Origin of the sequence: Nocardia sp. NPDC058633 (assembly GCF_042717045.1) — a bacterium.
Taxonomy (GTDB): domain Bacteria; phylum Actinomycetota; class Actinomycetes; order Mycobacteriales; family Mycobacteriaceae; genus Nocardia.
Genome location: NZ_JBHXRA010000035.1, coordinates 1 through 20,886, shown reverse-complemented (window position 1 = coordinate 20,886; position 20,886 = coordinate 1). Strand labels below are relative to the sequence as shown.

At 65.0% G+C, this 20,886-nt stretch carries 22 protein-coding genes and 1 tRNA gene; 12 read left to right on the top strand and 11 right to left on the bottom strand.

Annotation, left to right across the window (positions count from 1 at the left end; all coding sequences use genetic code 11):
• Positions 1-63: 63 nt before the first annotated feature.
• Positions 64-423 carry a phosphatase PAP2 family protein gene (locus tag ACFWUR_RS29215; protein ID WP_378911127.1) on the top strand — a complete coding sequence of 120 codons (360 nt, stop codon included), beginning with the start codon at positions 64-66 and terminating at the stop codon, positions 421-423.
• Between the two features lie 85 nt (positions 424-508).
• Here the strand turns inward: ACFWUR_RS29215 and ACFWUR_RS29210 are convergent, their stop codons facing one another.
• Both ACFWUR_RS29210 and ACFWUR_RS29205 read right to left on the bottom strand, forming a co-directional pair.
• Positions 509-1,099 (bottom strand): spermidine synthase, encoded by a 591-nt coding sequence (locus ACFWUR_RS29210; protein ID WP_378911124.1) that lies wholly within the window; start codon positions 1,097-1,099, stop codon positions 509-511.
• A gap of 168 nt (positions 1,100-1,267) precedes the next feature.
• Positions 1,268-2,221, bottom strand: a complete 954-nt coding sequence (locus tag ACFWUR_RS29205) for a decaprenyl-phosphate phosphoribosyltransferase (protein ID WP_378911123.1) — start codon at positions 2,219-2,221, stop codon at positions 1,268-1,270.
• A 223-nt stretch (positions 2,222-2,444) separates the two neighbouring features.
• On the opposite strand from ACFWUR_RS29205, the gene ACFWUR_RS29200 reads away from it, so the two are divergent.
• The 6 genes from ACFWUR_RS29200 (at position 2,445) to ACFWUR_RS29175 (ending at position 10,027) form a co-directional block, all read left to right on the top strand.
• On the top strand, positions 2,445-3,356 hold the full coding sequence (locus ACFWUR_RS29200) for an FkbM family methyltransferase (RefSeq protein ID WP_378911122.1): 912 nt from the start codon (positions 2,445-2,447) through the stop codon (positions 3,354-3,356).
• 98 nt (positions 3,357-3,454) lie between these two features.
• Positions 3,455-4,672, top strand: a complete 1,218-nt coding sequence (locus tag ACFWUR_RS29195) for a glycosyltransferase 87 family protein (RefSeq protein WP_378911120.1) — start codon at positions 3,455-3,457, stop codon at positions 4,670-4,672.
• A 46-nt stretch (positions 4,673-4,718) separates the two neighbouring features.
• On the top strand, positions 4,719-4,907 hold the full coding sequence (locus ACFWUR_RS29190; RefSeq protein ID WP_378911119.1) for a DUF2795 domain-containing protein: 189 nt from the start codon (positions 4,719-4,721) through the stop codon (positions 4,905-4,907).
• Between the two features lie 30 nt (positions 4,908-4,937).
• Positions 4,938-7,100 carry a HelD family protein gene (locus tag ACFWUR_RS29185; RefSeq protein WP_378911117.1) on the top strand — a complete coding sequence of 721 codons (2,163 nt, stop codon included), beginning with the start codon at positions 4,938-4,940 and terminating at the stop codon, positions 7,098-7,100.
• A 141-nt stretch (positions 7,101-7,241) separates the two neighbouring features.
• A complete protein-coding gene (locus tag ACFWUR_RS29180; protein WP_378911116.1) occupies positions 7,242-8,489 on the top strand; it encodes a glycosyltransferase 87 family protein in 1,248 nt (415 codons plus the stop codon).
• Positions 8,490-8,794: 305 nt separating this feature from the next.
• The gene (locus tag ACFWUR_RS29175) at positions 8,795-10,027 is read left to right on the top strand and encodes a glycosyltransferase 87 family protein (protein WP_378911114.1); all 1,233 of its coding nucleotides are present in this window, start codon (positions 8,795-8,797) and stop codon (positions 10,025-10,027) included.
• Between the two features lie 502 nt (positions 10,028-10,529).
• Here the strand turns inward: ACFWUR_RS29175 and ACFWUR_RS29170 are convergent.
• The 4 genes from ACFWUR_RS29170 to ACFWUR_RS29155 form a co-directional block, all read right to left on the bottom strand.
• Positions 10,530-10,751, bottom strand: a complete 222-nt coding sequence (locus tag ACFWUR_RS29170) for a hypothetical protein (RefSeq protein WP_378911113.1) — start codon at positions 10,749-10,751, stop codon at positions 10,530-10,532.
• A 493-nt stretch (positions 10,752-11,244) separates the two neighbouring features.
• The gene (locus tag ACFWUR_RS29165) at positions 11,245-11,622 is read right to left on the bottom strand and encodes a type II toxin-antitoxin system death-on-curing family toxin (protein ID WP_378911112.1); all 378 of its coding nucleotides are present in this window, start codon (positions 11,620-11,622) and stop codon (positions 11,245-11,247) included.
• Positions 11,619-11,828 carry a hypothetical protein gene (locus tag ACFWUR_RS29160; RefSeq protein ID WP_378911110.1) on the bottom strand — a complete coding sequence of 70 codons (210 nt, stop codon included), beginning with the start codon at positions 11,826-11,828 and terminating at the stop codon, positions 11,619-11,621. Before ACFWUR_RS29160 ends, ACFWUR_RS29165 begins: the two co-directional genes overlap by 4 nt.
• A gap of 34 nt (positions 11,829-11,862) precedes the next feature.
• The gene (locus ACFWUR_RS29155) at positions 11,863-12,063 is read right to left on the bottom strand and encodes a hypothetical protein (protein ID WP_378911109.1); all 201 of its coding nucleotides are present in this window, start codon (positions 12,061-12,063) and stop codon (positions 11,863-11,865) included.
• Between the two features lie 1,094 nt (positions 12,064-13,157).
• On the opposite strand from ACFWUR_RS29155, the gene ACFWUR_RS29150 reads away from it, so the two are divergent.
• The gene (locus ACFWUR_RS29150; RefSeq protein ID WP_378911108.1) at positions 13,158-13,979 is read left to right on the top strand and encodes a tyrosine-type recombinase/integrase; all 822 of its coding nucleotides are present in this window, start codon (positions 13,158-13,160) and stop codon (positions 13,977-13,979) included.
• A gap of 154 nt (positions 13,980-14,133) precedes the next feature.
• On the opposite strand, the gene ACFWUR_RS29145 is transcribed toward ACFWUR_RS29150, so the two are convergent.
• The 5 genes from ACFWUR_RS29145 to ACFWUR_RS29125 form a co-directional block, all read right to left on the bottom strand.
• Positions 14,134-14,206 (bottom strand) — tRNA-Ala (locus ACFWUR_RS29145).
• A 97-nt stretch (positions 14,207-14,303) separates the two neighbouring features.
• On the bottom strand, positions 14,304-15,314 hold the full coding sequence (gene glpR / locus ACFWUR_RS29140; RefSeq protein WP_378911107.1) for a gephyrin-like molybdotransferase receptor GlpR: 1,011 nt from the start codon (positions 15,312-15,314) through the stop codon (positions 14,304-14,306).
• A 136-nt stretch (positions 15,315-15,450) separates the two neighbouring features.
• The gene (locus tag ACFWUR_RS29135; RefSeq protein WP_378911106.1) at positions 15,451-16,101 is read right to left on the bottom strand and encodes a GNAT family N-acetyltransferase; all 651 of its coding nucleotides are present in this window, start codon (positions 16,099-16,101) and stop codon (positions 15,451-15,453) included.
• Positions 16,102-16,113: 12 nt separating this feature from the next.
• Entirely contained in the window at positions 16,114-17,373 is a 1,260-nt protein-coding gene (gene glp / locus ACFWUR_RS29130; protein WP_378911105.1) for a gephyrin-like molybdotransferase Glp, read from the bottom strand.
• 41 nt (positions 17,374-17,414) lie between these two features.
• The gene (locus tag ACFWUR_RS29125) at positions 17,415-18,341 is read right to left on the bottom strand and encodes a UTP--glucose-1-phosphate uridylyltransferase (protein WP_378911104.1); all 927 of its coding nucleotides are present in this window, start codon (positions 18,339-18,341) and stop codon (positions 17,415-17,417) included.
• Between the two features lie 153 nt (positions 18,342-18,494).
• Here ACFWUR_RS29125 and ACFWUR_RS29120 point away from each other — a divergent pair, with 153 nt between their 5' ends.
• The 4 genes from ACFWUR_RS29120 to mscL all read left to right on the top strand — a co-directional run bounded on the left by ACFWUR_RS29120 (position 18,495) and on the right by mscL (position 20,840).
• A complete protein-coding gene (locus ACFWUR_RS29120; protein ID WP_378911125.1) occupies positions 18,495-19,094 on the top strand; it encodes a 5-formyltetrahydrofolate cyclo-ligase in 600 nt (199 codons plus the stop codon).
• A gap of 71 nt (positions 19,095-19,165) precedes the next feature.
• Positions 19,166-19,489: an FmdB family zinc ribbon protein gene (locus ACFWUR_RS29115; RefSeq protein WP_378911102.1), complete on the top strand. Its 324-nt coding sequence runs from the start codon at positions 19,166-19,168 to the stop codon at positions 19,487-19,489.
• An 89-nt stretch (positions 19,490-19,578) separates the two neighbouring features.
• A complete protein-coding gene (locus ACFWUR_RS29110) occupies positions 19,579-20,247 on the top strand; it encodes an SAF domain-containing protein (protein ID WP_378911101.1) in 669 nt (222 codons plus the stop codon).
• 146 nt (positions 20,248-20,393) lie between these two features.
• The gene (gene mscL, locus ACFWUR_RS29105) at positions 20,394-20,840 is read left to right on the top strand and encodes a large conductance mechanosensitive channel protein MscL (RefSeq protein ID WP_378911100.1); all 447 of its coding nucleotides are present in this window, start codon (positions 20,394-20,396) and stop codon (positions 20,838-20,840) included.
• Positions 20,841-20,886 lie beyond the last annotated feature (46 nt).

The window sequence follows — 20,886 nt, the reverse complement described above, 5'->3', positions numbered from 1 at the left end:
CGTTGCTCCTCGGACAACGAACTTCGCGCACGCATGAAACTGCTCCCCGGAGGTCGGATCTGAATTTCTCAGTCCAACTTCCGGGGAGCAGTTCACAACCACGCCCCTGTTTCACATTCCCTCACGCCTACCTGCTCCTTTCCCAGCAACCACAGCGCGGTCGCCGCGGCGGTCGTTGCCTCGCTGTGGTTCGTCGACAAGCGACTGACGGCGATTGCCGCCCTCGCCGTAATCGCCATGGCGGCTTCCCGGGTATACGTCGGTGCGCATTACCCACACGACGTGGCCGCTGGACTACTTGTCGGCACCTTGATCGGCCTATCGATTGCCATGCTCGCCCGACGCTGGGCACCACCGCTGGCCGCTGTGATCGACCCCCGCCGCACGCGCTCCGCTCGGCATCAGCGAACGGAATCCGATTGAGCCTCAACTGGTCTCGATACCGTCAGGCAGATGTGCAGCGGAGCCACTTACCGCGGCACCGTATCGCAGAATGGCGAGGGTCATGTCATGCTCTGGTCGCGAGATAAATCGTGGCCGATGCCTGGCCACGAGTCAGTGGATTATCGAAAAACACCCGCTCAGCAGCCACATCGATGAAGACATCCGCCAGGATCGCGACGAAATCCGGGTCGGGCGCCTCATCCGACCACATCGCGAATGTGCCACCGGCCCTCAGATGAACAGACAGCTGCTGCAACCCTTCCCGGGTATAGAAGGCGGTATGTGGGTGATGCAGAACATGGCGCGGCGAGTGGTCGATATCGAGTAGGACCGCATCGAAGGTCCGGCCAGGACTGTGCGGATCGAAACCCTCCGCATCAGCCGCTGTGGCGAAGAAGTCGGCGCATCGCAGCGACACCTTGGGCTCGGTAACCAACCCGGCGGTGTCGGGCAGGAGTTCGCGTCGATGCCAGTCGATCACGGCATCGGAGAACTCGATCACGGTCAACGTCCGAATGCGACTGTCTTCCAATGCCTCTCGCGCCGTGTAGCCCAACCCGAGCCCGCCGACGACCACGTCCAGGTCGCTGCCCGGCGTTCGCAGCAGGCCAAGGCGGGCGAGCTCGCGCTCGGCGACGGTGAACAGGCTCGACATGAGGAACTCGTCGTCGAGCTTGACCTCGAACACATCGGCCCGCACGGTCGGGTCGAACCGGCGACGCAGACTGATCTCTCCCATCGAAGTCTGCCGCCATCCCAGTTCTTCGAATCGAGCGCTCATCGCAACTCCAACCTCGCTACGGACAATTGTCGTTCATCGCCATCAGGTCAGGTAGACAGCTGTTCCCACCGCTGCGATCCATGCGAGGGCGAGAACCTGAAGCGCCCTGTCCCCCAACGCGAGTTCCTCCGGCTCCCCCGCCGCGCCACCGTCGACATCGATCGCGTATCGCAGAATTGCCATGGTGAACGGAATCATCGAGATCCCGAACCACGCGGTGTCGCGGGCGTCGTCCTGTTCGAACGCCCACAACCCGTAGAAGACCACGACGGCCGCGGCCGCGAGAGTCCACACGAACCGTAGGTACGTGGGGGTGTAGTACTCGAGGGATTTGCGGATCTTGGCGCCGGTAGCGAGGGCGATCTGCAGCTCGGCATAGCGTTTACCCGCTGCCATGAACAGCGACCCGAAGGCCATGATCAGCAGGAACCACTTCGACATCGGGATCCCAGCGGCTACGCCACCAGCGACGGCGCGCAGCAGAAATCCCGAGGACACGACGCAGATATCGAGCACCGGCTGATGCTTGACGCCCAAGCAGTAGGCCAGCTGGACACCGATGTAGACCGAAATGACCACGGCCAGTTGCCAACTCGCCACGAACGACCCTGCAATCGAACCCACGAATAGAACTGCTGCCAGTGCGTACGCCGGTCCGGTCGGCACGATCCCCGCCGCGATGGGCCGCAGTCGCTTGGTCGGGTGCGCCCGGTCAGCTTCCACATCCAAGGCGTCATTGACCAGATAGACGCCGGACGCAGCCATGCAGAACACCACGAAGGCCACACCCACGTGCGCGAGGACATCGAGATCGGTGACAGATCCCGCGGCCAGCGGTGCGGCGAGCACGAGAGAATTCTTGATCCATTGACGTGGTCGAGCAGCCTTGATCACACCTCGCAGCAATGCTGTGCGGGGAACTTTCGCCGACACGGGGTCGGCACCCAGCTCAGCCGAGTCACTCGTCGCGGCCGCGACGTTCACAGAATGATTCATGGCAGTCGTTCAATCCATTCGAGAAGCGCTGGCTCTGCGCGTGCAGACGGTCAGGGCAGCCGGGCAACCATCCTCACCGAACATTACCCTTACGAAACAGTAGAGTTACCACAGGGTCGCCCAGCCGGTACTACCGCGACTCCGCATCGGCGCAACCACGGTGCGAATTTGACCACACCATAGGACTCCATTACTTTGACTTTACACAACTCTCCTCTTACGTATGGGTAGGGTGAGGCAAAGAGGAGGCATTGTGGGCGACACTCACGGTCGTGGCCCGATCGATCGGGCCGAGCGAATGCGACCGGACTCGGCCAATTCAGCCACACGCTGGTCGGGGGCAGAACCCGGCACAATCACACTCCCCGGATCCGGTGATCAGCCCCGCCCCTCCGGGCCGTGCTCGACACGGCTCTCGGCTGCGGCGGGCGTGTTGTCCTGGCTGTCTCCACGGGCCTCGTGCATCGAAACAGAAGCCGCGCAACTGGCCGAGCTCGTCAACCCCGGCGCAGTGTGTCTCGATATCGGAGCCGGCTACGGCCTGTACTCGACACTTTTCGCGGCAGCCGCGGGGCCACACGGCCGAACTTTGGCGATCGACGCGAACCCGCGGTTGACCAATCGGCTACAGCGTCTCGCGACTGCCCTGCGTGCGCCATCACTGCAGCCGATCTGGGCAGCCGTATCCAGCACGTCGGGTGTCGATACGCAACTCTCGGTTCCGTACCGACACCGGATGCCCGTCTGCGGTCGCGCGTTCATGCTGCATGGAGCAGCACACCACGGCCCGAACAGTGAGTTCGACCGAGATCGCCGGATCAATTTGACGACAACAACACTCGATGAACTGACCGAGCAGCACGGTGTGAATCAAATAGATGTGATCAAGGTCGATATCGAAGGCGCCGAGTACGCGATGCTGCGCGGAGCACACACCGTCCTCGCGCGACATCGCCCCGTCTGGATGCTCGAGATCGAAGAACGTCACCTTGCCAAATATGGCCACCGCGCCGCCGATGTCGTCGACCTGATGGCTTCTCACGGGTACGCGATGTACCGATGGCACGGTGACCAGTGGCAGCGGTGCTCGCACGTGAGCCCCACCGCACGCAACTATCTGTTCCGCATCCCTTGAGCCGGTACGACACCGGGCGCCGCACCGAAACCGCGCATATCTCCCGCGCGCTCTGGATTGCCCCGCTCCTGTCCATCACGATCGCGGCATGTCTGCTAGTGCCCAACTGGTCCTTCGCCGGTATCAACGGCGGCTTCCTGGACCTCGAGGTCTACCGCATCGGGATCCAATCACTGCGTGAGGGCAACGGGCTGTACACCTCGCTACCGGCCACCTCTGCCGGGATAAGCCTGCCGTTCATCTACCCACCGTTCGCGGCGATCGTGCTCGCGCCCTTGGCGCTTCTGCCATGGAGCGCGGCCGCATTCGCGCTGTTCGCCATCTCCACCGCAGCACTGGCCGCCGCCGTGTATCTCGCCGCCCGCCGCATGTGGGCACACCCGCGCGACAAGGCGACGTGGATCGCCGCCACCGTGGCTCCCCTACTGCTCCTCCTCGAACCTGTCGCTGCGACTTTGGATTTCGGCCAGATCAACCTCATCCTGATGGGCCTTGTCGCCGCGGATTGCCTGACAACCAAGCCGACATGGCGGCGCGGAATGCTGGTCGGCCTTGCCGCGGCCATCAAACTGACTCCCGCGGCATTCGTGCTGTACTTCCTGATCCGCAAGGATTACCGCGCGGCCGCCACCGCCGCGGTGACCGGCGCTGTCGCCACCGCCATCGGCTTCGCGATCCTGCCGCGCGAATCGATGACGTACTGGTTCGGCGGGCTCGGCGATGTCTCCGGACTCAGCGGCTCGCCGTACCACACCAACCAATCGATCCAGGCGATACTGGCCCGGCTCTCGGTCCCGGAGCCTGTGTTCACGCTCGTGTGGTTGGGCGCCACCGCAGCGTTGCTGGTGCTGACCGTGGTCGCTATGCGAGCGAGCGCGACGATTCCCACGCTGGCCCTGTCGTGCAACGCGATCCTCGCGCTGCTCATCTCGCCGATCTCGTGGTCGCATCACTGGGTGTGGTTTCCGGTGGCCTTACTCACCATCGCCGGTCTCGCCACTCTACGGACGCGTGCTGGCCAGGGGTGGCTCGCCGCCGTCGTCGTGACGACGATCGTGTTCGCGATCGGACCCCACAAGTTACTTCCGGGTGGCGGCGACCAGGAGATGAGCTGGGCGCCATGGCAGCACGTGGTCGGCAACACCTACGTATTGCTCGCCATCGCCCTCGTTCTCGTCACGGCGCTGGTCAAACCACAACCGCGCCCAGCCTCGGCGGCCGATCCTGCTGCCGAAGTCGGGCAAACCTCACCGGCGGACCTTGCAGCTCCCGAAAGTAGCCGATACCCCTACAAACATACCCTCACGCGAGGGTAGGGTTTGCGAGGTGACTAATGCACCCCACGCGAACACCATCACGCGAATGACGATCATCGACGCAATCGGCCACCTCTTCGCGGAGCCTCGGACCAGACAGCAGATCCTCACGGCCGCCATCCAGGAGGACGTACCCGGCGAAATCCTCGAGGTGCTGGAGGCGCTGCCCGCTCGCACGTACAGCCACGTGCGGGAGCTGTGGAGCTTTCTGCCCGACCTCCCGATCGGTGACTGATCCGTCCCCCTTTCGGCCCCGGAGACGACGATGACCACTGTGCAAGTGCCCGATGAACAGCAAGAACACCTATATCTTGCCGAGACCGTCCAACTGCTGACCAAGGAGCTCGAACAACTCGGCGGCTCGATCGACAAGGCCGCCAAGGATATCCAGGATCGCAAGGAGTTCCTGTGGGAGAACCGCCGGAACATGGACTTCGCAGAGAAGGCCGACTTCCGCACCTCGGTGGATCTGTCGGTCAAGCTCGGTGAGCGCGCCGTGCTGACCAGGGAACGGGTCAAGCGACTGCTGAAGACCCCGTACTTCGGTCGCGTCGACTTCCACACCAGCGGCGAAGCGAGCGCGAACATCTTCTACATCGGCGTGCACACCTTCTTCGATCCCGGAACCCAGGAGATCCGGATTCACGACTGGCGGGCCCCGGTCTCGAGTCTGTTCTACGACTTCGAGTCGGGGGCAGCGTCTTTCGAGTCGCCCGGCGGCGTCGTGCGCGGCGAGATCGCGGGCAAACGCCAGTACAAGATCACCGATGGGCGCTTGGAGTACATGCTCGACAGCGCACTGAACATCGATGACGACGTGCTACAGCGCGAGCTGAGCCGGTCCGCCGACAAGAAGATGCAGAACATCGTCGCGACCATCCAGCGCGAACAGAACGCGGTGATCCGCAACGAAACAGCCCACGTGCTGATCCTGCAGGGGGTCGCGGGCTCGGGGAAGACCTCGATCGCCCTGCACCGGGTCGCGTTCCTGCTCTACCGTTTCCGAGACACCTTGACCTCGGACAATGTCATGATCCTGTCCCCCAACAAGGTCTTCGGCGATTACATCGCCAACGTACTACCCGAACTCGGTGAGCAACAGGTCGCCGAGATCGGCTTCGACAAGATCGCCGACAAGTTCCTGGCCAAGCTCACCGACTACGAGACCTTCAGCGAACAAGTCATCGCCCTGCTCGACGGGGTCGACGAGGCCGCGACCGCCCGCATGCGATACAAAGCCACTCCTGAATTCGTCGCCGAACTCGATGCCTGGATCAGTTCCCGCGCACAGGAATTCGCCCCCACGGAGATCGCACAGAAGCACACCCGCGTTGCTGCCGAATGGGTCGCCGACGCATTCGACGAACTGCCGAGCCTGCCGATCTTCGCCCGCCTCGATCGGCTGGCCGACATCGCGGTCAATCGGCTCAAACACGAGGTGGGCGACCGCGGCGGCAAGTGGACCGGCGCCGACACGACCGGTGTCCGCAAGCAGGTCCGCGCCATGTTCCCCTATCGAGACGCCTTCGCCCTGTACAAAGCGTTCTACGCCGATCCCGGCCGCCGATCCCTGTTCAAGCCACTGGGCCGCAGGAAGATCGAGTACGCCGACGTCTTCCCGTTGATCTACACCATCGTCAGCACCGAACGCCAGGAGTACTTCGGTCACATCCGTCATCTTTTGGTCGACGAGATGCAGGACTACACCCCCATCCAATACGCCGTGCTGCGTGCGCTGTTCTCCTGCAAGATGACGATCCTGGGCGATGCCAACCAATCGGTGAACCCGTTCAGCTCCTCATCGCTGTCGACGATTCAGACCATCTTCCCCGACGCCGACTGCCTCGAGTTGTGCAAGAGCTACCGCTCCACGACCGAGATCACCGACTTCGCCCAACACATCTCCCGCAACGACAAACTCATCCCGATCGAACGCCACGGCCACCCGCCGCAGATCATCTCGTGCGAGACCCCGCAGGACCATCAGTCACAGCTGCTGACTCTGATCGAGCAATATCACCACAGCGATCACCGATCCCTCGGCATCGTCTGCAAGACCGTCGATCAAGCGCAACAGCTACACCACACCCTGACCGAGGCCGGGGTCGCGCTGAGTTTGCTCGGCTACGACAGCACCACTTTCGCCGCCGGCATCGTCATCACCTCGGCGCACATCGCCAAGGGCCTGGAGTTCGACATGGTGATTGTCCCGAGCGCCGATGACTCGAACTACGCCAACGAAATGGACAGAAGCATGCTCTACATCGCCTGTACCAGAGCAATGCACGAACTCCACCTGACCCACGTCGGCCAGCCATCACGTTTCCTGGAGTTCGCCCGAAATCCCAGCACGCAACTCGTCACCTCGACTGCTGAGCCACTCGATACCCCGGCCGCCGTCGAAGTTCGCCAGATCGCCAGGTCATAGATGCAGTCCACCCACCACCCCCGGGCAGCGGGCGAGGTTCGACCGGAGCCTCGTATGGTCGGCGCTCGAACCCGCTCATCACAATTCGTGCGGATGGCTATCGGTTTCACTCCACGCCGGATCCGGAATTGGTGTCGCTGTGTGGCGACCCGCCCCCGTCATGATGTCGCCCTGATCGTTGCGGTATTCGGTGCACTGGTGTCGGTGATTCTGCTCGGCTGGTGGTCGGATCTGCTCGGGGTCCAGCATGAAGACCTCGAGGTGTACCGGTTCGGTGTCGAGGCGTGGTGGGCCGGCCAGGACATTTACGGCACGTTGCCGCCGACCAGCGCCGGTGTCCACCTGCCGTTCCTGTATCCGCCGTTCGCCGTGCTCATACTGAGCCCGCTGGCAGTGCTGCCGTGGTCAGCGGCGGTGCTGACTCTCTTCTTACTCAATCTCACCTGCCTGGTGGCCACGCTATACGTTGTGCTGCGCGCCATCGCGCCCCAGCTGTCGGTCCCGGTCGCGCTGACCATCGCGGGGGCCGCGTCCGCCCCCGCGCTACTGCTCGAACCACTGCGGCAGACATTCCATTTCGGACAGGTGAATCTCTTGCTCATGGGCCTGGTCGCGGTCGACTGCTTGGCTCGCCGAACACCATGGCCGCGCGGAATGGCTGTGGGTATAGCCGCCGCAGTCAAGCTAACCCCCGTAGCGTTCATACTCTTCTTCCTGGCCCGTAGGGACTACCGATCGGCGGCAGTTGCCGCAGCGACGGGCCTCACGGCGAGCGCGGTCGGCTTTCTTATCGACTGGGATGCATCAATGACCTACTGGTTCAACGGTTTCGAGCTGATGTCATGGATGAGTGGGACGCCCTACCTGACCAATCAGACACTCGAGGCCAGCATCGCCAGATACGATCTCGGCGAGCCGGCTCAGACTGTCGCTCGGGTCGGGCTGACACTCGCGCTGCTCGGCACGGTCTGGTTCGTGATTCGCCGCTCGGGCGCCGCGCTCGGCATGCTGCTCATTGCCGCGTTCGCGCTGCTGGCGTCCCCGACGTCATGGTCGCACCACTGGGTGTGGGTGGCTCCCGCGATCGTGCTGATGGGCGGATACGCGGTCGAGCGCTGGGAGCGTGACCGCATGTCGGCGATGTCGTGGCTGTGCGCGGCGACCTTCACAGCAGCACTGTTCTACCTGGCGCCGTTCGCTCTGGTCCCCGGCAGCGCCGATCGCGAACTCGCGTGGACGGTGCCCCAACAGTTCCTCGGCAACTCCTACACCTGGTTCACGATCCTGCTGATCACCAGCTACGCCGCAGCCTCGGCCGCACACCGAGACCGTTCACTCGCAGATACAACCGTTCGGCGCGACGTCGAGCTCAATCAATCGTCCAGGTGAGCTGATCGGAGTTTGCCATCAGAACTACCTGAAGGCTTGCCTGGTGCACCGCGGAACTCCTGGCCGGAATGGGAACCGTCACTATCGCGGCCACGATGATGTCACGGTGTCCAGCTCCCGCGGGAGTGCCCCCCGACGACGTGGGTCGGTCGAGCGACAACGAGCTGACCGCTGCCGACCACCCTTTCGATCCGAGTCGGCCGTACAACCGGCTCGACAGAGGTGGCCAACTCTACTGTAACGTAATAGTAGATATTACGGTTACCGAGGAGGCTTAACCCTTGCGAGTTCTGAGACAGGTCAATATGAGCGCGCTGCGCACTACTGCCCGGCGGCGTTGGTTCCTCAGGACGGTATGGACGCTGGGGGCGCTCGCCACGGTGGCGCTGTGCCTGGAGCTCGCAAGTCAGGGCCGCGACGGCTTCCAGATAGATCTGTCGGTATATCGCGATGCCGGACTGGCGTCCCTCACCGGAGCCACTCTGTACTCTGAGGATTTCCCCACCACAACTGGACTGCGGTTCATCTACCCTCCGTTCGCAGCGCTGTTGTTCGCTCCGATGGCGGCACTCGACGTGACGATGCTGCAGCTGGTATGGATGGCGATCAATCTGTCGTTGCTAGCGTGGATCCTCAAGACGGTTCTGGCTCACCTATCGGCTCCGAAGCCTGGTTTGCTCACCGTCGCCCTCCTCGCGCCGGCGTTGCTGCTCGAGCCGGTTCGGTCGAACTTCGGGTTCGGTCAGATCAACCTCGTGCTGATGGCACTGGTGCTCGCAGACTGCCTTGATCGCACACCCCGGAAATTACGCGGCGTCGGTATCGGGCTCGCGGCAGCGATCAAGATCACTCCGGCGGCGTTCGGATTGGTGCTGCTGATGCGACGTGACCACTCCGCGCTCGGCCGCGCCGCCGGAGCGTTCCTCGTCACCATCGGAGTCGGATTCGTGTTCTTTCCCCGGGATTCGCTGTACTTCTGGACCACCGAGTTCTTCAATACCGACCGAGCGGGCAACCACGCCTATGAGCGTAATCAAGCGATCACCGGGTTTCTGGCGCGCGCGGGCGTGGACGGGATAGTCAAAGACGTGGTGTGGCTGGTCTTGGCGGCGGCGGTCGTCAGCATCGCGGCCTGGAGCGCACACCGATTCACACTGTCCGGCGACCACGTGCCCGCGGTGGCGGTGATCGCGCTGGCGACATTGCTGGCAGCTCCGATCGCGGTGACCCACCACTGGGTGTATGCGATCATCCTCGTGCCTTTGCTGGTGGTACCACGGTACCGGAGATGGCGCCCCATGCTGGCCGCAGCGACAATCGCATTCATCGCCGCGCCTTACAGTCAGTTGCCTCAGCGGGGCGACGGATTCGTCGAAATGATCGTCAGGTACGCCATCGGAAACGCCCAGCTATTCAGCGCCGCAGCGCTACTGGTCGCCGCTTACGCCGCCGCGCGCACCCCGCTCCCACCCGATGAGCCGCGCGTACACCGGGAATCAGTCGGCGCGACCGCGAGTGCAGCCGGTCGACCTGCGTGATCACCGGCTAGTGGTTCATTGGTGAACCGTCGGGAAAAATCGGCAATGGTGCTGAGCCGGATCAGGCAGCTGTCGAACTGCCCAACATTGTGGCCGGACTCGGCAGGGTTTCGGCAGAAGAGCACAGCGCGTATTCCGATTCCGCTACCAGCTGCCCGACAGAAATCCCCAGGTCATCCCCGTTCCCATCTTCGGTGTGCCCCGCTGTGGCACACCGAAGATGGGAACGGGGACCTATCCGTACCGGCGGTGCGTGGGCGTCAGATCGAGTAGTGACCCGCGATGACCAGGCGTTTTCCAGTTGCCCATGTTTTGTGCGTCCTGCCGAGGACACGAACCTGCGACAGCACATCAGAACAGCACGCCCTACAGCCGATGCTATCCCTCAGCACAGATGCTGGCCGAACTCGCCGATACCCACGACACGGAGATGATCAACATCGGCAGCTCCCGCAGCGGCACGCAGTCTCATGACTTGCCTTTAACGGGGTCGGCGGTGGCTTCATCCCCGCTCGGGCAGGGAGCACTGTAGGCCGGACAGGTGCACCTGCCCCACCCTGGCTTCATCCTCGCTCGCGAGGGGGCGGCCGTCGACGCGCACACCGAACAGTTCCTCGGCGCGGTGACAGATCTCGCAGTCGTCGTCGCTCTCGCCGAAATGGGACTTACTCGACGACGCCGAATCAGGGCCCGGAGCGCTAGTGAGGGCCAGGTAGACGGTCACGGCGCCTCTCGCGCGACATAGCAATCCTCCACACGGTCGACCGCCGCCGCCACCGTGATGGTCGGAGCAGCCGCTAGACCTGCGCATTCAGAGAAGTCGCCTCCCCAAACACAGGTCACGTGGACCGACGCCGCGTGGTCGACGCGCACTGCGCGAGGTTGAACCCCGAACTCCACCCGCGGACGACGCCGGCTCCCCAACTCACCGAGCGAAAAGGGATTTCGTTGCCACACCACACCAAGGACAGCCGCTACCCACAACAACCGACTCGATCGGTGTACCCATGACCCGCGGTAGACCACCACGACCCCTCGGAGTCCCCGGCAAACCGATGCTCACCGAACTCACGCCCGGACACTGGAAAGCCCGCGTCCGGGTCCGCGACTCCTCCGGAAAACGACGCGAGCTCATGCGTCGATAATGCGGCGGAGGGTATCGACAGCCAGCCTGGCCGACGGGCCGCTCGACCTCGATGGGTACGTCGACAAGTTGATCAGGTGATCGGTTCGACTTTCAGCCGCTTCGCCAATGCTGACACCTCGGTGTCGACAGTGGCGAGTTCGACGACCAGATCGAAGGCCTCGTTCTCGGTTAACGCGATCGTGTGGCCGTTCAAACGAGCCAACAGCCGCGCGGCAACCCAGCCGGTGCGCTTGTTGCCGTCCAGGAACGGATGCGAACGCACGATCGAATGCATCATGGCCGCCACCTTGCCAGCCAAGTCTGGATAGGCGTCTTCGCCGAAGACCGTCGCTGCGGGCCGTGCCACAGCGGCCGCCACCAGACCGGCATCGCGGATGGCCGGCCGCTCAGCGCCGAGGACTGCGGCATTGACCTTCAGCAGGTCGCCGACAGTAAGGTATTCGGTCACGCGTCGGACAACCGCTCGAGCAGCGCCGCGTCCTCTCCGAGAATGTCGGCTAGTGCGGTGTCGACGCGACGACGGTGCCCTTGAGCGGCCTGCCACTGTTCGATGGCCTGCACGACAGCGGCATTTACGCTGATGTGCAGGTCATCTGCTGCCGTTTTCAGCCCCTCGGCGATGTGGTCGGGGATCCGGACACTCATGGTAGTCATACCAAAATGGTAGCACCGATCAGAGGTGCTGAGCTCAGATCGAGTAGTGACCCGCGATGACCAGGCGTTTTCCAGTTGCCCATGTTTTGTGCGTCCTGCCGAGGACACGAACCTGCGACAGCACATCAGAACTGCACGCCCTACAGCCGATGCGATCCCTCAGCACAGGCTGGCCGAACTCGCCCGATACCCACGACACGGAGATGATCATCATCGGCATCTCCCGCAGCGGCATGCAGCCTCATGACTTGCCTTCAATGGGGCCGGCGGTGGCTTCATCCCCGCTCAGGCGGGGAGCACTGTAAGCCGGACAGGTGCACCTGTCCCACCCTGGCTTCATTCCGCTCGCCCGGGGAGCACGCATACCCAAAGGTGCCGCAGGCCGATCGGGAGGCTTCATCCTTGCTCGCGAGGGGGCGGCCGTCGACGCGCACACCGAACAGTTCGTCGGCGCGGTGACAGATCTCGCAGTCGTCGTCGCTCTCGCCGAAATGGGACTTACTCGACGACGCCGAATCAGGGCCCGGAGCGCTAGCGAGGGCCAGGTAGACGGTCACGGCGCCTCTCGCGCGACATAGCAATCCTCCACACGGTCGACCGCCGCCGCCACCGTGATGGTCGGAGCAGCCGCTAGACCTGCGCATTCAGAGAAGTCGCCTCCCCAGACATAGGTCACGTGGACCGACGCCGCGTGGTCGACGCGCACTGCGCGAGGTTGAACCCCGAACTCCACCCGCAGACGACGCCGGCTCCCCCACTCACCGAGCGGAAAGGGATTTCGTTGCCACACCACACCAAGGACAGCCCCCCATCCACAACAACCGACTCAATCGGTGTACCCATGACCCGCGGCAGACCACCCCGCCCCCTCGGGGTCCCCGGCAAACCGATGCTCACCGAACTCGCTCCCGGGCACTGGAAAGCCCGTGTCCGGGTCCGCGACTCCTCCGGCAAACGACGCGAGCTCATTCGTGTCTCCCCGACCAAGCTCGACTCCCGCCACCGCCCGATCCCCGACCGCACCGGCCAACGAGCCCTCGACGCCGTCATGGCCGCTGCTGCCGTCATCACCGTCGGCCTCGGCGGCGAACTGTCCACATCCATCACCGTGCGCGACCTCTGGATCCGCTACCGCGCGAGCCTCATCGCACAAGACCGCACCACAAACACCATCGCCCGCTACGACGAAATCGCCAAAATGTTCACCACCACGTTCGGCGACCGGCGCCTGTTCGAAGTCACCACCTCAGCGGTCGAAACCTTCCTCACCGAAGTCGGAAAAGCCAGGGGCCCTTCGAACATGCGCACCGGGTGCATCGTGCTCTCCGGATGTTCCGCTACGCCGTCCGCACCAGCCCCCTCGAAGTCAACCCGGTCCGCGAGGTCCAGATGCCGAAGAATATCGAAGCCAAGGGCCGCACCGGCGGCGCCGGCGACCTCACCACCGACGAACTGCGCTACATCCTCTCCGCCGTACGCACCTCCCAGATCCCGTGCCCGCGACAGCTCGCCAAGGCAGAACGAGAACGCGGCACACCCGTCAAGGCCTACACCCCACCCACCGTCGCTGCGTACTGCGAGAGCGCCGACCTCGCTGACGCCATCACCCTCTATGCCGCCACCGGCTTGCGCCGCTCCCAGATGCTCGCACTGTTGTGGACCGACATCGACCTCGACGCCACGACCCTGCGCCCCACCGGCAAACTCGTCCGCATCGCAGGCAAAGGACTGGTCCGTGTGACCAGGAAAGACGACCCGAAGAACCGGACCGGCACCATCGCCCTGCCCGAGTTCGCGGTGGAAATGCTCAAACTCCGCAAAACCGCCATGGCGGACCGGCGACCAGCTTCTCCGCCGGACCCCGGAATCGAGGTCCTGGATCTGGTGTTCGCCTCAGCCGTGGGGACATTGCGTGACCCGCAAAACGTCGGACACGGCTGGCAGCGTGTCCGTGAAGCCCTGGGATTCGCCGAGGACATCACCCCACACAGTTTCCGCCACGCCGTGGCAACCATCCTCGACGACGCCGGCCTGTCGGCCCGTGTCACTGCCGATATCCTCGGCCACGTCGACCCTGCCATGATCCAACGCCACTACATGGCACGTGGACGCCCACACAAGGCCGCCACCGATGTCCTCAACCGAGCGTGACCGGATAGCGGATTCAAACCGCTCGCGAATCCGCTCGAAATACGCTGCCCAACTCGAACCCCGCCGGACACTCGTTATTTGAATTAGTGGTGACTTACTGGTGACCACATAGCCCGCAAATCAGACCAAAAACATGGTCTGACCTGCACATATGTGGAGCTAAGGGGAATCGAACCCCTGACCTTCTCGATGCGAACGAGACGCGCTACCAACTGCGCTATAGCCCCGTGCGGCCCTGGTGAACCGCGCTGTGACACTGTATCAGGGGTTGCGCCCCGATACCGAATCGGTACTCTGACCTGCTGATTTGCATGGATACACCAGTTACTCGCCGACGGCTTGACCGAGGTCTTCGACCCGGTTGCGAAGCGCGCGAGAAGTAGCCGGATCGAAGATTTCGAGGAACTCGAACCTCGGGTCCTCATCGTCGGTGTCGAGCAGGGTGGAGCGGCGGCGCAGGGCGCGTGCGGTGTCGCGGTCCATCGTGCGACGGGTGGTGGCCGCTTCGGGAGTAGCCTCAGCGGCTTCCTGACGCTTGCCGCGGGTGAGGCGGGCCGCGCGCCTGCGGCGGATCTCCTCCTCCACGTGCACCTGCTTGCGCAGATAGGCGAGGTAGCCCGTGAGCACGGCGGCCGACAGCCCGCACGCCCACCAGAAGATCGAGTTGAGCAGCAGTCCGAACGCCGCGAACAGGATCATGCCGATGATCAGACCCATGACCGCGCGCTGGCGGAAGCTGTAGCGCGCGGCGCGGGCGATGGCGTCGGCCTCGGGGTCGTAGCCGCCACGACCACGACGTGACGGCGTGAAGTCGTCGTCGTCATCGTCGAATTCGGCTTCCTCGGCCACGAGGTCGTCGAGTCGGGCCGGCGGCGCGGGCGGGATCCGCGCGGCGACGGGCGGGTCCTCGTCGGCTTCCGCCGTGAGCGGTTGCGCCGCAGTGTCTTCGGCGCTGTCGTCATCGAGGTCGGCTGTCGCGGTGGGCTCGCCGACTTCGTCGGTGTCCACCTCGGAGTCGGATGCCTCGAGTTCGGCGGTGGGGGTCAGCTTGTCGTCGTCGTCTTCGGTGACGGGCTCTTCGGTCGTCATCCGATCCTCCGAATCAGTTCGGTGGGAGCGCTTACGCAGCACACGGGGTCGATAGTCTGGGTCACTCTCGTGACCGCCTGCCGCGCCGATGCGGATCCGTCGTTCGGCCCCGCCACGGTGCAGCACGCGTGTGGCGAGCGCGGCATCGGTGGTGCGGCGGATCCGGGGATGCCGGTCCGCCAGGATCGGGAACAGGACGAAGACCCACAGCACCACCAGTCCGATCCACAGGATCGAATTCGGCATCGCGGTCATCACCTCCCGTCCCCACCTACGTGTGGTCCCTCTGTGGACGCACCACTGACGTCCGTAGGTTAATTCGGGCAAACGCGCCCGTGTGGCAGGCGCGCCGTGCACACCTGCCACATGAGTAACAGAAATTTCACGGCAGTGCCGCCCGACCCTCCCTGACCAGGCGATCCACCACAGTTCCCATAACCTCTTCGACAGTCAGACCGACCAGTAGGTGATCGCGCCACGCACCGTCCACGTCGAGATAGCGGCGCAGCAAGCCCTCTTCCCGGAAGCCGACGTTGCGCAGAACCGCCTGACTGGCAAGGTTTTCCGGCCGCACCGTCGCCTCGACGCGATGCAGGCCGACCGGGCCGAAGCAGTGGTCGAGGCCGAGCGCGAGCGCCGCGGTCGCGACCCCCTGCCCGCCCAGATCCTTGGCCACCCAGTAGCCGATCCAGCCCGAACGCAACGCCCCGCGCACGATATTGCCGATGGTGAGCTGACCACTGAACTGCCCGTCGACCTCGATGACCAGCGGGATCATCGCCCCGCGCCGCGCCTCGGCCTTCAGGCTCGTCCACAGCGACGGCCAGTTCGACGCGTGATTACGCGCCTCCCAGCTGCCCCGCCCGGTCGGTTCCCAGCGCTCGAGATGGTCGCGGTCGCGCAGCCGGATCCGGCTCCACGCGGCGGCATCGCGAAATCGCACCGGCCGCAGCGTCACCTTGCCGCCTGCCACCATCACCGGACCCAGCCGGGCGGGCCAGCCGGGATGCTGTCCGGCCCGGAATACGTTCATCGATTCCACTGGTCAGCCGCGCTGCGCCAAGAACGCGACCTGCACTTCGTCACCGGTACGGAAATCGGTGTCGTCGGGTTCCACCACGATCAGGCTGTTGGCCTCGGCGAGGGTCGCCAGCAGATGCGAGGAGCCGGCGTTGCCGTTGCCGAGCGGCTGCACCAGGTAGTCGCCGGTCGTCTCGTCGCGCAGCAGCTGCGCGCGCAGATAACCCTTGCGGCCCGGCATCGAGGTGATGGGAGTGATAGTGCGCGCGCTCACGATTCGACGCATCGGCTGACGACGGCCCAGCGCGATCCGGATCAGCGGACGGACCATCACCTCGAACACCACCAGCGCGCTCACCGGATTCGCGGGCAACAGGAAGGTGGGCACCTCGTCGCGACCGAGCCGCCCGAAACCCTGCACCGAACCCGGGTGCATCGCGACCCGGTCGACCTCCAGCTCGCCGAGCCCGTCGAGTGCCTCGCGCACCTGATCCGAGGCCCAGCCGCCGACCGCGCCCGCGATCACCACGACCTCCGAGCGCACCAGCTGTCCTTCGACCACGTCGCGCAGCCGACGCGGATCGGCGCTGACGATGCCGACCCGGTTCACATCGGCGCCGGCGTCGCGCGCGGCCGCGGCCAGGGCATAGGAGTTCACGTCGTAGACCTGGCCGGGGCCCGGCGTGCGGTCGATGTCGATCAGCTCGCCGCCGATGGAGATCACCGACAGTCGCGGACGCGGATGCACGAGCACCTTGTCCTGGCCGACCGCGGCGAGCAGTCCCACCTGGGCCGCGCCGATGATCGTGCCCGCGCGCACGGCCACGTCACCGGGCTGCACGTCGTCACCCACACGACGGACGTAGTCACCGGAGCGAACCGGCTCGAAAACCTTGATCTTGGCCCGCCCACCGTCGGTGAACTCCACCGGCAGCACCGCGTCGGCCAGGGTCGGCATGGGCGCGCCGGTATCCACGCGCACAGTCTGGCGCGGCTGCAACCGGATGGGCTGACGCGAACCGGCCACCACCTCACCGACCACCGGCAGGGTGAGGTCGATCAGCTGGTCGTCCTCGTCGCGCACATCGGTACCGGCGGCGGCGACGTCGACGCTGCGCACCGCGTACCCGTCGATCGCGGCCTGATCGAAGCCGGGCAGCGGCCGTTCGGTGACGACGTCTTCCGCGCACAGCAAACCCTGGGCTTCGGAAATCGCCACCCGGACCGGCCGGGGTGCGACCGCAGCCGCGGTGACCTTGATCAGCTGATCCTCAACCGAGCGCATCGAGCTCCTGAATCTATGGGCGCCGTTGGACCTGGGCGCGTTTAAGCGAGGGGCGACTGTGGATCCCACTCCGGGCTGAGCCGAAACTTCAGCCACTCGCGCAGTTGCGGGCCGTATTCCTCCCGCTCGAGGGCGAAATCCACAGCAGCTCGAAGATAACCGCCCGGGTTGCCCAAGTCGTGGCGCGACCCACGGTGGACCACCACGTGTACCGGGTGCCCTTCGGCGATCAACAGGGCGATCGCGTCGGTGAGCTGCAGTTCCCCGCCCGCGCCCGGCTCGATCCGGCGCAGTGCGTCGAAGATCACCCGGTCGAGCAGGTAGCGTCCGGCCGCGGCCAGGGTGGACGGTGCGTCGGCGAGGGCGGGCTTCTCGACCATGCCCTTCACGCGCAGCACGTCGGTCTCGGCGCCATCGGCGCATTCCTCGACGTCGAACACACCATAGGCACTGACCTGGGACTTCGGCACATCGATGGCGCACAGCACGGAACCGCCACGCTCGCGGCGCACCCGGCTCATCGTCTCGAGTACGCCGCACGGCAGCACAAGATCGTCGGGCAGCAGGACGGCGATGGCCATTTCGTCGTCGTTGAGCACCGCTTCGGCCTGAGCGACCGCGTGGCCGAGCCCTAGCGGCTCCTCCTGCACGACCGAGGTGACATCGAGCAGCCCCGGCGCCTTACGGACCTTCTCCAGCAGCGCGAACTTCCCGCGCTCGGCCAGGGTGCTCTCCAGCACCAGGTCCTCGACGAAGTGGGCGACCACGCCGTCCTTGCCCGGCGAGGTCACGATCACTAGCCGGTCGGCACCGGACTCGGCGGCCTCCGCGGCGACCAGCTCTATGCCGGGGGTGTCGACGACCGGCAGCAGCTCCTTGGGCACAGTCTTGGTGGCAGGCAGAAACCGCGTCCCGAGACCGGCCGCGGGTACCACCGCAGTGCGGAAACCGGAAGTCTTGTCTGTCATGCGCATACCCTATCCATTCGGTGCCGTCCGATCGCCTCTCGCGACGATCCGGCGTCGGCAAGAGCTTAGGCGTACCTCCACCAACGCTGCGGCCGTGCGCGAAGGACATCGGATCGCCACGCGCCTGTGCAGACTATGGTGGTCGCTGTGGAAATGCCCGGTGAGCGCACCAAATATGCGTGGCGTGGCGAGATCCTGGCCACTCGCGCACAGGTGGACCCCGCCGAACACGCCGTCGACGCCGCCGCGCTCGCTGCCTCGGCAGCCGGCCTGGCCGGACCCGGCGACGTCGTGTGCGCCTACGTGGCGGTCCGCGGCGAGCCCGGTGACCTGCGCATGCTCGACGCGCTGCGCGAGCGCGGCGCGACGGTATTACTGCCGGTGACCGGCGAGCCCGGGCCGCTGAGCTGGGCGCGCTACGAAGGCCCGGATTCGCTGCGCAAGGCCCGCTACGGCCTGCTCGAACCGACTGCCGAGACGCTGGCGCCGGCGGTGGTGGCCGAAGCGACGACAATCCTGGTTCCCGCCCTCGCGGTGGATCGGCGCGGAGTGCGGCTCGGGCGCGGTGCGGGGTACTACGACCGGACGCTCGGCGCGGCACGCGCGCAGGTGCGGCTCATCGCCGTCGTCCGCGACGATGAACTGGTCGACCGACTTCCCGAGGAACCGCACGACCGGCGAATGGGTTGGGTGCTCACCCCGAGCGGCGGGCTGCGCGAGCTGGGCCGCGACCTCCCGATTTCGCCGGAATGAAACGGCGATTCGCGGCGTTGGCAGTGTCGGCGGTAGAGTGCTAGATCGACGAGAGACTTGCGGAGGATCCTGTGCCAACTTATTCGTACGCGTGCACCGAGTGTGACAACCGCTTCGACATCGTTCAGTCCTTCTCCGACGACACGCTGACGGTATGTCCGCAGTGCTCGGGGAAGCTGCGCAAGCTGTTCAACTCGGTCGGCATCGTGTTCAAGGGCAGCGGCTTCTACCGCACCGACAGCCGTGGTGGCGCGTCCACCGCGAGCGAACCGCCCGCGAAGACCTCCTCCGAGAGCACCAGCGGCAGCAACGGTTCCAGCGGCAACGGATCCAGCAGCAGCGGCGATTCGTCGTCGAGTGCGAGCACGAGCTCCGCTCCGGCCGCCGCCAGCTGATTTCTCAACAGTTCTCCACAGCCCCGTAGTTATCCACAGGCGGGACTTTCGGCGGCTTTTCCGCTCCGCCACAGCCCTACGCTTTCGGCATGACTCGCAGTCTCGCCGATCTGGGACGTGGCAGTTCCTGGCGTTTCGCCCTCGGTAACCGTCCGGGCTGGGCCGACGCGCTGCTCGCCCGGCGCATCGCCGCCGCCGTGCTGGCCGTGGTCGCCGTGGTGTTGTTCGTGCGTGGCGATCCCGGTGGGGCGAGAGTCGCGGTGGTCGTGGCCGCCCGTGATCTCGCACCCGGCCGGCTGCTCACCGCCGATGACCTGCGAGTCAGTCACCACGAATCCCGTTCGCTACCAACAGGTTCGGTCGACGAGACCGCGCCGCTACTCGGCGCGACGCTGACCGGCGCCATGCACGCCGGCGAGACCTTCACCGATCTGCGCGTCGTCGGCCCGCGACTGGCCGTCGCGGCCGCGGGCAGTGCCGACGCGCGGATCGTGCCGATCCGGCTGGCCGATGCCGCGGTCGCTGACGTGTTGCGTGCGGGCGACCGGGTAGACGTCATCGGTGTCGAGGACACGGGCGGGCCGAGGTCGACCGAGCCCGCACGCACACTGGCCACCGACGCCGCGGTCGTGCTCGTCACCGCGACGGGCGACCGACGCGGGGCAGAACGGGTGGTCCTGCTCGCCTTGGACGCCGAATACGCCGCCGCTGTCGCCGGCGCCTCGTTGCGGACGGCACTGACCGTGGTCTTCCACTGACGCTTGTCTGTCGACTGCGTCATAGTTCGCGAGATATTTGCCCGAACTCTGGTTAGCATCACAGAGGAACCAAGCACACCGTTTCGCAGCATTCGACATGGAGCGCAGCGCCCAGGGCCGGCTCCTGCACGAAGGAGACATCGGCAATGCTCAAAGGTTTCAAGGATTTCCTACTCCGCGGCAATGTGGTCGACCTGGCCGTCGCGGTCGTCATCGGCACGGCGTTCGTCGCGATCGTCACCGCGTTCACCACCGGGATCATCAATCCGCTGCTCGCGGTGTTCGGCGGATCGAACGAGATGGGCCTTGGCTTCCAGCTCGTCGCGGACAAACCCGCCACCTTCATCGAGATCGGGCCCATCATCACCGCGGCGGTCAATTTCCTGCTGGTGGCGTTGATCCTCTACTTCGTCCTGGTGGTGCCCGCGACCATGGCGAAGAAGCGATTCTCCAAGGCCGACGAGAAACTCAGCGAAAACGAACTGTTGATCCAGATCCGGGATCTACTGGCCGACCAGCAGAGCCGCTCGAACGGTAAGCACAGCTACCTGCCCGACCAGGCGCCGAAAATCGACGATCCGAACACTTACTGATTCGCCACTCCCCCCACGAATCCGGGCCCTGCGCACCGAGGTGCGC